General features: G+C 61.5%; 12 protein-coding genes and 1 pseudogene. 7 read left to right on the top strand and 6 right to left on the bottom strand.

Annotated features, from left to right (window positions below):
- Positions 1 to 9: 9 nt before the first annotated feature.
- Both QU606_RS13805 and QU606_RS13810 read right to left on the bottom strand, forming a co-directional pair.
- Positions 10 to 1,233 (bottom strand): TolC family protein, encoded by a 1,224-nt coding sequence (locus QU606_RS13805; RefSeq protein ID WP_304998454.1) that lies wholly within the window; start codon positions 1,231 to 1,233, stop codon positions 10 to 12.
- A gap of 108 nt (positions 1,234 to 1,341) precedes the next feature.
- The gene (locus QU606_RS13810) at positions 1,342 to 2,247 is read right to left on the bottom strand and encodes a cation diffusion facilitator family transporter (protein WP_024073227.1); all 906 of its coding nucleotides are present in this window, start codon (positions 2,245 to 2,247) and stop codon (positions 1,342 to 1,344) included.
- Between the two features lie 216 nt (positions 2,248 to 2,463).
- On the opposite strand from QU606_RS13810, the gene QU606_RS13815 reads away from it, so the two are divergent.
- Positions 2,464 to 3,834 (top strand): gluconate:H+ symporter, encoded by a 1,371-nt coding sequence (locus QU606_RS13815; RefSeq protein WP_304998455.1) that lies wholly within the window; start codon positions 2,464 to 2,466, stop codon positions 3,832 to 3,834.
- 3 nt (positions 3,835 to 3,837) lie between these two features.
- Here QU606_RS13815 and QU606_RS13820 read toward each other — a convergent pair whose 3' ends face one another.
- On the bottom strand, positions 3,838 to 5,127 hold the full coding sequence (locus QU606_RS13820) for an MFS transporter (RefSeq protein WP_304998456.1): 1,290 nt from the start codon (positions 5,125 to 5,127) through the stop codon (positions 3,838 to 3,840).
- A 185-nt stretch (positions 5,128 to 5,312) separates the two neighbouring features.
- On the opposite strand from QU606_RS13820, the gene QU606_RS13825 reads away from it, so the two are divergent.
- On the top strand, positions 5,313 to 6,731 hold the full coding sequence (locus tag QU606_RS13825; RefSeq protein WP_150292317.1) for a short-chain fatty acid transporter: 1,419 nt from the start codon (positions 5,313 to 5,315) through the stop codon (positions 6,729 to 6,731).
- A 37-nt stretch (positions 6,732 to 6,768) separates the two neighbouring features.
- Here QU606_RS13825 and QU606_RS13830 read toward each other — a convergent pair whose 3' ends face one another.
- The gene (locus tag QU606_RS13830; RefSeq protein WP_024073223.1) at positions 6,769 to 7,113 is read right to left on the bottom strand and encodes a DUF86 domain-containing protein; all 345 of its coding nucleotides are present in this window, start codon (positions 7,111 to 7,113) and stop codon (positions 6,769 to 6,771) included.
- Positions 7,110 to 7,400, bottom strand: a complete 291-nt coding sequence (locus QU606_RS13835; protein ID WP_024073222.1) for a nucleotidyltransferase family protein — start codon at positions 7,398 to 7,400, stop codon at positions 7,110 to 7,112. The genes QU606_RS13830 and QU606_RS13835 overlap by 4 nt, the downstream gene beginning before the upstream one ends.
- A gap of 143 nt (positions 7,401 to 7,543) precedes the next feature.
- Here QU606_RS13835 and QU606_RS13840 point away from each other — a divergent pair.
- The 4 genes and pseudogenes from QU606_RS13840 (at position 7,544) to QU606_RS13855 (ending at position 11,576) form a co-directional block, all read left to right on the top strand.
- Positions 7,544 to 7,821 (top strand): annotated as a pseudogene (locus QU606_RS13840) (hypothetical protein).
- A gap of 94 nt (positions 7,822 to 7,915) precedes the next feature.
- Positions 7,916 to 9,616: an acid phosphatase gene (gene acpA / locus QU606_RS13845; RefSeq protein ID WP_102624509.1), complete on the top strand. Its 1,701-nt coding sequence runs from the start codon at positions 7,916 to 7,918 to the stop codon at positions 9,614 to 9,616.
- A 122-nt stretch (positions 9,617 to 9,738) separates the two neighbouring features.
- On the top strand, positions 9,739 to 10,908 hold the full coding sequence (locus QU606_RS13850; protein ID WP_024073219.1) for a hypothetical protein: 1,170 nt from the start codon (positions 9,739 to 9,741) through the stop codon (positions 10,906 to 10,908).
- Positions 10,909 to 11,051: 143 nt separating this feature from the next.
- Positions 11,052 to 11,576, top strand: a complete 525-nt coding sequence (locus QU606_RS13855) for a hypothetical protein (protein WP_024073218.1) — start codon at positions 11,052 to 11,054, stop codon at positions 11,574 to 11,576.
- On the opposite strand, the gene can is transcribed toward QU606_RS13855, so the two are convergent.
- Positions 11,573 to 12,217: a carbonate dehydratase gene (can, locus tag QU606_RS13860; RefSeq protein WP_010213394.1), complete on the bottom strand. Its 645-nt coding sequence runs from the start codon at positions 12,215 to 12,217 to the stop codon at positions 11,573 to 11,575. The genes QU606_RS13855 and can overlap by 4 nt on opposite strands.
- 154 nt (positions 12,218 to 12,371) lie before the next feature.
- On the opposite strand from can, the gene QU606_RS13865 reads away from it, so the two are divergent.
- On the top strand, positions 12,372 to 12,674 hold the full coding sequence (locus QU606_RS13865) for a hypothetical protein (protein WP_024073217.1): 303 nt from the start codon (positions 12,372 to 12,374) through the stop codon (positions 12,672 to 12,674).
- Positions 12,675 to 12,766: the final 92 nt, after the last annotated feature.

Genomic DNA, 12,766 nt, shown 5'->3' on the forward strand with positions numbered 1-12,766 from the left:
CCAGGAAAATCAGAACCGGGCGAGGTCGCCGTAAATCCGTTCGATACGTACCCAGGCCTCGGTGGCCTGGGCGGTCGCCGTGAGGTATTGGGTGCGCGCGGCGATCAAGGTGCGCTGGGCGTCGAGCACGTCGAGGAAGTTGAACTTGCCCATCTCGAAGCCGCGGGTGGCAGCGTCCACCGCGCTCTGGGCGGCGGGCAGGATCTGCTGGTTGAACGCGCGCACTTCGGTATTAGCGGTTTGCCACTGGTCCAGGGCCTGGCGGGTTTCGGTGCGTAGGCGCAGTTCGGCGGCGTTGCGCTGGTCACGGGCCTGGTCGGCGCGGCGCGTGGCGGCGAGCACGTTGCCCTGGTTGCGGTTGAACAACGGGATCGGCATTGACACCCCCACCAGGTTCACCCGCTCGCGCGCGCTGGCGTCGTATTGGCTGCCGATGGACACATCGAGGTCGGGAATACGCTGGGCTTTTTCCAGGCCAATGCTGGCTTCGCCCTGCAGGATCTGCAGTTCGGCCAGGCGCAGTTCGGCGGTCTGTTCAAGGCGCGCCAGCAAGTGCGCGGCGGACGGCAATGGCGGTGTGGCAGGGCCTTGGGTGGCGACGGCCTGGAAGTCGGTCGCCGCACTCCCGGTGCTGGCGGCGAGGCGGCGATAGGCGTCAGTCAGGCCCATCTGCGCGCGGTTGAATTCAAGGCGGATCTCCGACAACTGCACCTGGGCGCGAGTGGCCTCCACCGGCGACGACTTGCCGGCGGCGACGCGACCGTTGGCGACCACCAGGCCGCGTTCGGCCAAGGCCAGCGAGCGTTGCGCCAGGTCGAGGCGTTCCTGGGCGCGCAGGGCGCCGTAGTAACCCTCGATGACATCGGCGCGCAACCCATTGCGGCGCTGTTCCAGGCTCAGCGCGGCGGCGTCCTGGGCGCGGGTGGCCACATCAATGCGCGCACCGCGCTTACCGCCCAGCTCCAGGGTCTGGCTGAGTTTGACGCTGGTGGTGCGGGTACTGCGGCGAGTGTCCTCGGCATCCCAGGATGCCACGGGGTTGGGGATCAGGCCGGCTTGTTGGCGAGCGCCCTCGGCAATCCCGATTTCCCAGCGCGCAGCGGCCAGGTCCGGGTTGTTGGCGAAGGCCGTTTGCAGCGCGGAGTCGAGGGTCAGGGTCTGTGCACCGACCCCTTGCGCCGTCGCCAGAAACAGGACGAGCGAGCACAGTAATGTTCTTGCACCAGTTGGCATAACGAAAGTTCCAGGCCCATGAATGGCGGACAAATCCAAGCCGGGGCACTGTAGCGTTCGGTACTTATCAGGGCGGTGGGCAGAACATTACAAATCCGTTAGCCAGGATCAGGCATGCACCTCGTCATGTTCGTCATGCTCGAAGCCGTCGCCTTCGACCTGGACCGTCGCGTGGGAAATATCAAATTGCTCATGCAGCAATTCCGTCACCTGGGTGAGGATGTGTTGTTCCGTGCCGGACGCCGAATCCGCCACCAGGTGCGTGCTCAGCACGTTCTTGCCACTGGTGAGCGCCCAGATATGCAGGTCGTGCACGTCCTTGACCCCAGGCACACTGCGAATAGCCTGCTCCACCTGATCGATATCGATACCGTCCGGCACGCCCTGCAGCAGCACGTTCATGCTCTCCTTGAGTAACGTCCAGGTGCGGGGCAACACCCAGAAACCAATCGCGGCCGCGACCAGCGAGTCGACCCAGCCCCAACCGGTAAACAGAATCACCACCGCCGCGATGATCACGCCAATGGAGCCGAGCATGTCGCTCCAGACTTCGAGGTAGGCGCCCTTCACGTTCAGGCTTTCGCCGCTGGCGGCGCTGAGCAGGCGCATGGCGATCAGGTTGACGATCAACCCCAGCACGGCAATCACCAGCATGCCGGTGGACTGGATCTCGGCGGGTTCACGCAGGCGTTGATACGCCTCGTAGAGGATGTAGAACGCAACGGCGAACAACAGCAACGCGTTGAACGCTGCCGCGAGAATTTCGAAACGCGCATAGCCGAACGTGCGCTTGCGGTCGGCGGCGCGCTTGGCCACTTGGATCGCCACCAGGGAAATGCCCAGGGCCAGGGCGTCGGTCATCATGTGTGCGGCATCGGATAACAGCGCCAGGCTGCCGGTGATAAACGCGCCGATGACCTCGGCAATCATGAAGCTGCCGGTCAAGCCGAGGGCGATCCATAACAACCGTTCGTGACCGGCGCGTACCTGGGCGTGGCTATGTCCTGCGCTCATGGAAAATCCTCTTGAGACGGGTGCGGCGGATCATAGCGCTATAGGCCAACGTCACCGCTACAGGTTGCAAAATTGTCATCCGCGCGCCAGCAGCGCGTCATCCTTGGTGCACCAAAAGTGCACTTGAACGCTCTGGAACAGTTGTATCAGGTATGCTTTTCGAGCAGGAAACAAAAAGAAACATATTTCCCAACCTGTTCGATAAGGAGTCCCGTCTTGGTGTTATCGACTGCTGCGTGGATGGTTCACGACACCCGCCTCATGTTTTGCGTCCTGTTGGCTATCGCCAGCATCATCGTGCTGATCAGCGCAACCAAGTTGCCGCCGTTCCTGTCGATTCTGATCGGCACCTTTATCGCGGGTGTCGGCGCCGGGTTGCCGCCCGAAGAAGTTGCCAAAGCCTTCAGCAAAGGCGCCGGGGCAATCCTCGGTGAAGCCGGCATCATCATCGCGCTGGGCTCGATGCTCGGCGCGTTGATGGCCGAATCCGGCGCGGCCGACCGCATCGCCACCACCTTGCTCGGATTGGGCAAGGGCAAGTCTTTGCCGTGGGTAATGGCGCTGGTGGCCATGGTGATCGGCCTACCGCTGTTCTTCGAAGTGGGGCTGGTGATGATGGTGCCGATCATCTTCGTGATGGCCAAACGTTCGAACCAGCCGCTGCTGAAAATCGCCATCCCGGCGCTGGCGGGCATGACCACCCTGCACGCCCTGATGCCACCGCACCCGGGGCCGCTGATCGCGGTGGGCGCGTTGCACGCCGACCTGGGCCTGACCATGTTGCTGGGCTTCTGCCTGGCGGTGCCGGCGGTGATCCTGGCTGGGCCGCTGTATGGCAACTGGTTGTCCAAGCGCCTGCACGTGGATGAACCGGCCGACATCGGCGCGCTGTTCAGCGCACCGCCCAAGGCTCCGCGCCAGCCGAGCTTTGGCGTGTCGTTGCTGATCATTTTGTTGCCGGTGATTCTGATGCTCGGCAGCACCCTGGCCAAAGTCGCGCTGTCGGCCGACAGCACGCTCGGCTTGACCTTGAAGTTCCTCGGTGAACCGCTGATTGCCCTTGGCCTGGCGGTCATCGCCGCCGTCGTTTGCCTGGGCTGGGCCGCCGGCATGCCACGCGCCGATGTTGGCAACACCCTGCGCAAGGCCCTCGCGCCTATTGCCGTGCTGCTGCTGACCATCGGTGCCGGCGGCGGCCTCAAGCAAACCTTGCTCGACGCCGGCGTCAGCCAGACCATCAGCAAGGTCGCCGAAGGCGCGCACATGCCGTATCTGTTGCTGGCCTGGCTGATCGCCGTGGCCCTGCGCCAGGCCACCGGTTCAGCCACGGTGGCAACCACCACCACCGCCGGCATCCTCGCACCGATGATGGCTGGGCTGGCGGCGACGCAAAGCTCATTGGTGGCCCTGGCCATCGGCGCCGGCTCGGTGTTCTTCTGTCACGTCAACGACGCCGGGTTCTGGATGGTCCGTGAGTACTTTGGCTTGCAGTTGAAGCAGACGATTTGGGTGTGGTCGGTGTTGCAGACCATTGTGTCAGTCGTCGGTTTGGTCGGTACGCTGCTGCTGTGGCACTTCTTGACCTGACACTCAGGCAGTCAAGGTGTGGCGCTTGCCAAACAGCGCCACACTCCCAACCCCCACCGCGCCCATCACCATGCAATACCCCACGCAAATCCAGGGGCTGGTCGGCATCAACGCGATCAACATCAGCGGCGTGGTACTCGCCCACACTGCATAGGCGATGTTGTAGGTGAAGGAAATCCCCGATACTCGCACCTGCGCCGGAAACAGGCCGACCATCACCGACGGCACCGCGCCCACAACACCGCAACTCAAGCCCGCCAGCGCGTACGCGGCGCCGAGCCAGATGCCCCCGCTGATCAGGCTGGCGTACAGCACGAAAATACCCACCGGCAGCAGCAGACTGTAGACCAGCACCGCGCGCCAGGCGCCGATGCGGTCCACCAACAGGCCGGCGAGCACGCAGCCGATGTTCAGGAACACGATGCCCAGGGCGCTCAAGGCGAAGGTGTGGCTGGGCGTCATGCCGAACGTTTTCTGCATCATGGTCGGGGTGATGACCACCAGGACCACCACCGCGGAAGTGAGCACGCAGGTGAGGATCATCGCCGGCAGCAAGACGGCGCGATGGTCGCGCAATACGGTGCGCAGCGGCAGTTCGGCAGCGGCTTGGCGGCGAGCCTGCATTTCCAGGAACACCGGGGTTTCGCTGAGCCAGCGGCGCAGCCAGACGCCGATCACGCCGAATACGCCGCCGAGCAGGAAGGGGAAACGCCAGGCGTAGTCGAGGATTTCAGCCGGGGTGAAGACCTGCGCCAGCAACGTGGCCGTCAGCGCACCAAGCAGGTAGCCGAAGGTCAGCCCGGCTTGCAGGAAGCCCAACGCGTAACCACGGTGATGACGTGGTGCATGTTCGGCGACGAAGGTCCAGGCGCTGGGGACTTCGCCGCCCACCGCTGCGCCTTGCAATACGCGCAGTACCAGCAGGATCAGCGGTGCGAAATAACCGATTTGCGCGTAGGTTGGCATGATCCCGATAAGCAGGCAGGGCAATGCCATCATCAGGATGCTCAGGCTGAACACGCGCTTGCGCCCCAGATGGTCGGCGAAGTGCGCCATCAGGATGCCGCCCAGCGGCCGCGCCAGGTACCCGGTGACGAAGATGCCAAAGCTTTGCAGCAGGCGCAGCCACTCGGGCATTTCGGGCGGGAAGAACAGTTGGCTGAGGGTCAGCGCGAAAAACACGAAGATAATGAAGTCGTAGATTTCCAAGGCTCCGCCCAGGGCGGCCAGGCCCAGGGTTTTGTAGTCGGAGCGAGAAAAACGCTGCGCCTGTAGAACAGAGGTGGCAGTCATGTTGAGGCTCGGCAGGCAAACAAAATGGCGTGCAGGTTATGAGCTGAGCCGGTTGATGGCAATCGCGGCGGATATATTTGTTTTCCTCATGGATCGATGAAGATAACTGCATTCCCATATCAATGGCCGTAGCGGAACATGCCGTAAAACTGCCAAAACCATAATAAATACAAGAGGAATGACTCGTGGCCAATGCTATCGAAGAAAGCCGCTATGCCCGATTTGCCCTGCGTTGTTCAAACTTCGCCGAGCGCTGGTTCCCTGACTCCTGGGTGTTTGCCGCGCTCGCCGTGATCATTGTGGCTGTGGCGACCCTGGGCATGGGCGCCGCCCCCGCCGAAGCCGCAAAAGCCTTTGGAGATGGCTTCTGGAGCCTTATCCCGTTCACCATGCAGATGGCCTTTGTGGTGATCGGCGGTTATGTCGTGGCCAGTTCGCCGCCGGCGGTGAAGTTGATTGATCGCCTGGCACGCCTCCCCAGGAACGGTCGCTCGGCCGTGGCGTGGGTGGCGCTGATCTCCATGGTTGCCTCCTTGCTCAACTGGGGCTTGTCCCTGGTGTTCGGCGGGTTGCTGGTGCGCGCACTGGCCCGTCGTACGGATTTACGCATGGACTACCGCGCGGCTGGCGCGGCGGCCTACCTGGGCCTCGGTGCAGTATGGGCGCTGGGGCTGTCGTCGTCGGCCGCGCAATTGCAGGCCAACCCGGCCAGCCTGCCGCCGTCGATCCTGTCGATCACCGGGGTGATCCCGTTCACTGACACGATCTTCCTGTGGCAATCGGGCGTGCTGTTGCTGGCGCTGATCGTGGTGTCGCTGATCATCGCCTACGCCACCGCCCCCGGTCCGAACAGCGCACGTGACGCCAAGGCCTGCGGCGTCGACCCGGCCTTCAACCTGCCCAAACCGCAAGCCCCGACCCGCCCTGGCGAATGGCTGGAACACAGCCCGTTGCTGACCATCCTGCTGGCGCTGCTGGCAGCCGGCTGGCTGTTCCATGAGTTCTCGACCAAGCCGGCGATCAGCGCCATCTCGGGGCTGAACACCTATAACTTCCTGTTCATCATGGTCGGGGCGCTGCTGCACTGGCGCCCGCGCAGCTTCCTCGATGCAGTGGCCCGCGCCGTGCCGACAACCACCGGCGTGCTGATCCAGTTCCCGCTGTACGGCTCGATCGCCGCGCTGATGACCGTGGTCAAGGGCGGCGACGGCCAGACCCTGGCGCACCACATCTCGACGTTCTTCACCTCCATCGCCTCCCACGATACGTACGCGCTGTTGATGGGCGTGTACTCGGCGGTGCTGGGGTTCTTTATCCCGTCGGGCGGCGGCAAGTGGATCATCGAAGCGCCTTACGTGATGCAAGTGGCCAATGACCTGCAATACCACCTGGGCTGGGCGGTGCAGATCTACAACGCCGCCGAAGCACTGCCGAACCTGATCAACCCGTTCTATATGCTGCCGTTGCTGGGGGTGCTGGGGTTGAAGGCGCGGGATTTGATCGGGTTTTCATTCGTGCAGTTGCTGGTGCACACGCCGCTGGTGTTGTTTTTGTTGTGGGCGTTGGGGACGACGTTGAAGTATTTGCCGCCGGTGATGCCTTAATCTGCGGGTGACGCACCTGTTGTTGCAACAGGTGCATTCATGCAGGGGCACTGGGGAGTCGCGCCAATAAATCGGGCAATGCGCTCTGGATTGTGTCCCAAACCACATCAAGGTTGATATCGAAATAACCGTGGGCTATCCGATTGCGCATTCCACGCATGCTCCGCCAAGGAATCTGTGGATGCCCCACCGTGAACTCCGGGTGCTGATCCATGATTTTTGTCGACGCTTCACCCAAGATGATCAAACTCATGATCACTGCTTGTTGAGTACGCCTGTCTTCCAGAAACTCCTCTTTGCTCAAGCCTTCGACAAAGGTGATCGCGTCAGTTGCGGCCTGCCTGATGTGATTCAAATAATCCCCAAGGCGGTTCGAGGTCATATCTGCCGAGCCTCTGCCAACACTTTTGCGCGAAACTTCACAGGCAAATCGGCAGGCGTCAGCAAGTCAACATTGACCCCGAGCAGATCCTCAAGCTCGACCTGAAGCCCACCCAGATCAAAAAGAGTGGTTCCGGGGGGGGCGTCGACCAAAAGATCAAGGTCGCTACCCTCTACGTCAGTACCTCGTAACACAGATCCAAACACCCTGGGATTTGAGATGCGAAAACGGCCCACCACTTCTCTGACGGCGGCTCGCTGTAAGTCAAGGGCAGTTGAAGGTTTCACGGTTCACCTCGGTGACAGCCATTATCGAGCCAGTCTAGCAGCGCTCGCCTCCTGTAGACATATGAAGCTCATCACAGCATTTCTAATGCCCTGGCGAAGTATCGGGAAGATTCGGCAGGGTCTTTTGAAACACCTAGGCCGTCATCAATCGGGATGACAACGTCTCCTTCGTTGAGTACAAGGCCCTGCGCGACGATGCTGACCGTCGCATGAGTGCAGTTGTCCAGGCGTTCGGCCGGCATAACAACGTGACAGCGTTCCAAAAAGCCATGGATGTCGCCATGCAACTCCTGCAAACCAGTGTCATTGATGCAAAAAAACCAGACTGACCGACACAGGCGAAGCCATCGTCAAGGATGCGCTGACGGCGCAGGTGGAGTACTTGCGGGCTGGTAGCCAATTGGCATTGCGTCTGCCGTGATCCCTTGACACCCGCCTGTCTTCCTTTCGTCACATTGCATTGCTACCGTCCTGCGAAATATCTTGCAACATCTCGCCAGCAAGGACTCCCCGCAATGAGTGACGATCACGAAGACCGCCCTGCCCCCGACTCCATCGCCCAACCGCCGGTAGATACCAGCCGTCGGCGCTTCCTGGGGGGCGCGGCGGTGCTGGGGGTTGGCGCGACCTTGAGTGCGTGCGGCAATGGCAGCGAAGCACCGGGCAAGCCAGTGGCACGCCCGCTCACACCGCAGGAGCTGGACAAGGCGTTGCACGACCAGGTGAAGACCGTGGTAGTGATCTATGCCGAGAACCGCAGCTTCAACAATCTGTTTGCGGACTTCCCCGGCGTTGAGAAACCGCTGTCGGCGCTTTCTGCCGCCGACACGCAGCAACGCGACCGCGACGGCAGCTTATTGACCACCCTGCCCCCCGTCTGGGGCGGTGTGTTGCAGGTCGGCCCGCAAAGCGTGGATGGGGTGACCTACCCCAGCGAAGTGCAATTCCAGGAAAACCTGCCCAACGCCCCGTTCGCCCTCAAGGGCCCGAACGCCGAAGACCTGCCCTTGAGCCTGGTCACCCGCGACTTGTGGCACGTGTTCTATCAGAACCAGATGCAGATCAACGGCGGCAAGAACGATGGTTTCGTTGCCTGGGCCGACTCCGGTGGCCTGGTGATGGGGCATTACGCCCAGAGCCGTTATTCCCTACGCTTGTGGGACGTGGCCAAGGAGTTCGTGCTCTGCGATAACTTCTTCCAGGGTGCCTTCGGCGGTTCGTTCCTCAACCACCAGTACCTGATCAGCGCCACCGCGCCGTTTTATCCGAATGCCGCGCAGTCGGTGGCCAAGGCGCAGATCGCCACGCTGCAAAGCGATGACCCGACTGACCCGCGCCTCAAACCCCTGGATAAATCCCCGGCCAGCGCCATGACCGGCCCGCCGCAGTTCGGCCCCAGTGCGCTGACCCCTGACGGTTACGGCGTGAACACCCTGGCCCCACCCTACTGGCCGACCTGGATTCGCGACCCGGAAAACCCGGACTACGCCAAAGCCGACCTGCCCAACGTGCTGGTGCCGCAGACCCACGAACACATCGGCGACAAGCTATCGAAAAAGAACGTCGACTGGGCCTGGTACGCCGGGGCCTGGCAGGCGACGCTGGACCAATTCAAGGACTCGGGCGGCATTCCGAAGATCCCGAATTTCCAGTATCACCACCAGCCGTTCAACTACTTCAAGCAGCAAGGGCCCGAAAACCGTGCGGAGCGTGACAAGCGCCTGCGCGACGCGGGCTTGGGCGACGAATCCAGCACCAACAAGTTCTTCGCCGACGCCGAGGCGGGCAAGCTCCCCGCCGTGACCTTCTACAAGCCCCAGGGCAACCTCAATATGCACGCGGGTTATGCCGACGTGGCCTCCGGCGACCGCCATATCGTGCGTGCCCTGAAGGTGCTGCAGGAGAGCCCGCAGTGGAAAAACATGGTGGTGGTGGTCACTGTCGATGAAAACGGTGGCTGGTGGGACCACGTGGCACCGCCCAAGGGCGACCGCTGGGGCCCTGGTACGCGAGTGCCGGCGCTGGTGGTGTCACCCTTTGCGCGCAAAGGCACGGTGGACCATACGGTGTACGACACGGCGTCGATCCTGCGCCTGATTACCCGAGTCTTCCAGTTGGAGACCTTGGACGGCCTCAAGCAGCGGGATGACGCGATGATTGCCCGCGGCCAGAAACCCATGGGCGATTTGAGCAATGCCTTGCAGTTCAGCGTGTAGGACGGCTTATCCAATAACGACACACCCGACGATTTAGGACGCGGTTTTCCCGGTCAGCCGCTACTGTGTGGAGGTGGGCTTTCATCCCGCGCAGACGGGCTTTCGCTGACAAGGAATCAAGTATGTTCAAATCGACCAGGCTGTCCTTCGCCCTGGCCGCACTGATGGCCAGTGCGGTGGTACAGGCCGACATCGAAGTACCCCTGGGTAGCCCGCAACGGGTGACCCAGTTGTTCGCTTACCCCAATAACTGCAACGTGATCTGCTTTCGTCCATGGACGCTGGAGCAGACCGTCGAGCATTACCTGAACCAAAGCCTGCAACGCGACGGCTACAGTCGGGCCAAGGTCAGTGTCAAAACCCATGAGGGCCAGGTCGTCGCGACCTTCAGTGGCGTACCCGACAGCTACGGGCACCCGCTGACGGCACTGCTCGACACCGCCGACCTGGCCTACCGGGGCGCCAGCAAGCTCAACGTCGACGGCAAGTGGGCCTACAACTGGTACCTGTTCCTGCCGTTGGGCATGGCCCTGGAAAACCGCAAGAGCATTGAGCTGCTGCACTTCCCCCCGGATTACTCACTGACCCAGGCCCAGGATTACCTGGAATCGGCCACCACCGACCGCTGGGCCACCTTGCTCACCGACAATGGCATACCGGCCACCGAAACCCCGGCCTACCAGACCATCATCGACATCGCGCCCATCGCCGCACCGTCCAACGCCGGCAAGGACTTGGAGAGCGTCTACGGTTACTTCACCGACTACCAGACCCGCATGGTCAAGGAACTGAGCGTGCGGCCCAGCGGCTCATTGCCAATGGTCGCGTTCGGCGCGCCGGTGCGCAGTTGGATCAAGCAACAATACGGGCAAACCGTGGGAGTGCTGGGCCTGGCGCAAATCAGCCCGGAAGCGGGTAAAACCGTGTCGGTCCTGGGCTCCAACCATCCCAGCTACATCTGGTATGCGGCCAGCCCCGACACCTATGACGGCGACGAGCAGAAGGCTGACGAAGCAGGCTTGAAAGTGATGGGCCAGGACCTGAGTGCCGCCTGCTGGCAAGCCGGGATGGGGCAAAAACCGGCGAGCGATCCGAATGTGCTACTCAAGGCATGCATGAACACCTGGCAGGTCACGCGCAAAGAACAGACCTGTGAATTGTTCTATACCTCGGTGCGCAACCTGAGCCCCGAACAGGCGAATGCCAAATGCGCCACGCCCGCGATCAAGTCACAGCTCAAACAGCTTAAAAACGCCGTTCCCACCCCATCGATCGGCATTCCAGCGCTCTAAAGCGCAAAAAAAAACGATTTCTACTGTCAACTCTGACAGTAGAAATCGGTTCAATCTTAAGCGAGTCTTGAGCCGGGCCATCCGCTGCAAGACTGGCAGTCAGACACCATCCGCAGGTCGATGCAGCCCTACCAAGGAGAGTTATGAAGACTCAAGCCATGGATAAGGCTAAAACTGTTGCGACTGACTGCCTCTATCCCTTTGCGACATCGCTGTTCGAGCGCGGCTACCCCTCGACCCGCCAGTTTCAAGTGGTGCGCAACCGAAACGGCGACCCCACGGGGATCAAGGCCCGTGTCGCCTTTGACAGCCGAACGCGCATTGCCAAGGTGTCGGGCTACGCCCTCAGCGAGCGGCGCCAGCACACCTTCCAGATCTCATCGCGTATTCATCTGTACGACCGATGGTTCTGCGGCCTGCTGCGTCACTCTTGCAGCCCGAATGTCTATTTCGACACCCACTATCTGGAGCTATGGGCCGTGGTGCCGATTGCCGTCGGAAGCTGGCTGACCATCGATTACGCCGACAGCGGCGACATCTTGCCCCATCAATTTGCCTGCCACTGTGGCGCGCCCAACTGCCGGGGCTGGATCAAAGGCCGAGAGGAACAGATAAACGCCGAGGGGCTGCGCGTGCTGGAGAGCAAGCGCGGCCCCGAATACCGTTAGGCTTCGCCCAACGGGCGCAGGCGATATTGCGGCGGCAGTTGCTCAAAGCCACTGATGGTGGTGTTCAGGCTCTTCCAGCGGCCATCCTTGATGCCATAGATGCAACCATGGATCGACAGGCTCTGCCCACGGTGCCAGGCGTTTTGCACAATGCTGGTATGGCCGACGTTGGCCACTTGCTGGATCACGTTCAACTCGCACAGGCGATCGACGCGCTCTTCTTCAGTCGGCAACTGGGCCAGCAGGTCACGGTTTTCGTAGTACAGGTCGCGAATGGTGCGCAGCCAGCCGTCGATCAGGCCGAACTGGCGGTCCTGCATCGATGCACGCACGCCGCCACAGCCATAGTGGCCAGTGACGAGGATGTGTTTGACCTTGAGTACATCGACCGCGTACTGGATCACCGACAGGCAATTGAGGTCAGTGTGCAGCACCACGTTGGCCACGTTGCGGTGCACGAATAGATCACCCGGCAGCATGCCAACGATCTCGTTGGCCGGCACTCGGGCGTCAGAACAGCCGATCCACAGGTATTCCGGGGTCTGCTGGCGAGCGAGCTTGGCGAAGAATTCGGGATCTTCCTGTTTGATCGCATCCGCCCAGCGTTCGTTGTTATCAAGCAGGTCTTGTAGTTCGTTCATCAGGGAAAGCCTCAGGAATGATGCGCAGTTTTGTGACTGACAACCCGTCGTCCGGGTCACGCCCTGCCGGTGAATAACAAACATGAATCAGCTTGAATCTTTGGGGCGCAGTGCCTGTCCACACACTATAAGCCCCACAGTATGAGGATTGGCCATGACTGAATCACGACGTCCCTACGGTGCTACCCAGCCCGAACCGATTGATGACAACGAAGATCGCATGGGCTCGATGCGCGAGCTGGACTTTGACGAGGACGCACCCTCCGCGCAGACCGGTGATGATTTGACCCCGGAAAACTTGATCCATGAGGATGGCGCGCGGGATGCCAGGGAGGAAGGCGAAGATAATCCGGCGGATTACGATTTGAGTATCGTGAACGAAGATGAAATTGGCGGTGGTAACGGCCTGGATGAGGCCGAACTGGCGGATATCGATCCGGTAGACGGTAACCGCTGACAAAACGTCGTCCTAGATGTGGGAGGGGGCTTGCACCCCGATGGCGGTGTGTCAGTCACTCGATGAGCTGGCTGGTCCACTGCTATCGGGGG

It is taken from the genome of Pseudomonas sp. OVF7, from assembly GCF_030644265.1.
GTDB classification, from domain to species: domain Bacteria; phylum Pseudomonadota; class Gammaproteobacteria; order Pseudomonadales; family Pseudomonadaceae; genus Aquipseudomonas; species Aquipseudomonas gorinensis.

Excerpts from the sequence above, each read along its gene's own strand:
- QU606_RS13805 (WP_304998454.1), bottom strand. The coding sequence starts at position 1,233 with ATGCCAACTGGTGCAAGAACATTACTGTGCTCGCTCGTCCTGTTTCTG.
- QU606_RS13810 (WP_024073227.1), bottom strand. The coding sequence starts at position 2,247 with ATGAGCGCAGGACATAGCCACGCCCAGGTACGCGCCGGTCACGAACGG.
- QU606_RS13820 (WP_304998456.1), bottom strand. The coding sequence starts at position 5,127 with ATGACTGCCACCTCTGTTCTACAGGCGCAGCGTTTTTCTCGCTCCGAC.
- QU606_RS13830 (WP_024073223.1), bottom strand. The coding sequence starts at position 7,113 with ATGACCTCGAACCGCCTTGGGGATTATTTGAATCACATCAGGCAGGCC.
- acpA (WP_102624509.1), top strand. The coding sequence starts at position 7,916 with ATGAGTGACGATCACGAAGACCGCCCTGCCCCCGACTCCATCGCCCAA.
- QU606_RS13850 (WP_024073219.1), top strand. The coding sequence starts at position 9,739 with ATGTTCAAATCGACCAGGCTGTCCTTCGCCCTGGCCGCACTGATGGCC.
- QU606_RS13855 (WP_024073218.1), top strand. The coding sequence starts at position 11,052 with ATGAAGACTCAAGCCATGGATAAGGCTAAAACTGTTGCGACTGACTGC.
- can (WP_010213394.1), bottom strand. The coding sequence starts at position 12,217 with ATGAACGAACTACAAGACCTGCTTGATAACAACGAACGCTGGGCGGAT.
- QU606_RS13865 (WP_024073217.1), top strand. The coding sequence starts at position 12,372 with ATGACTGAATCACGACGTCCCTACGGTGCTACCCAGCCCGAACCGATT.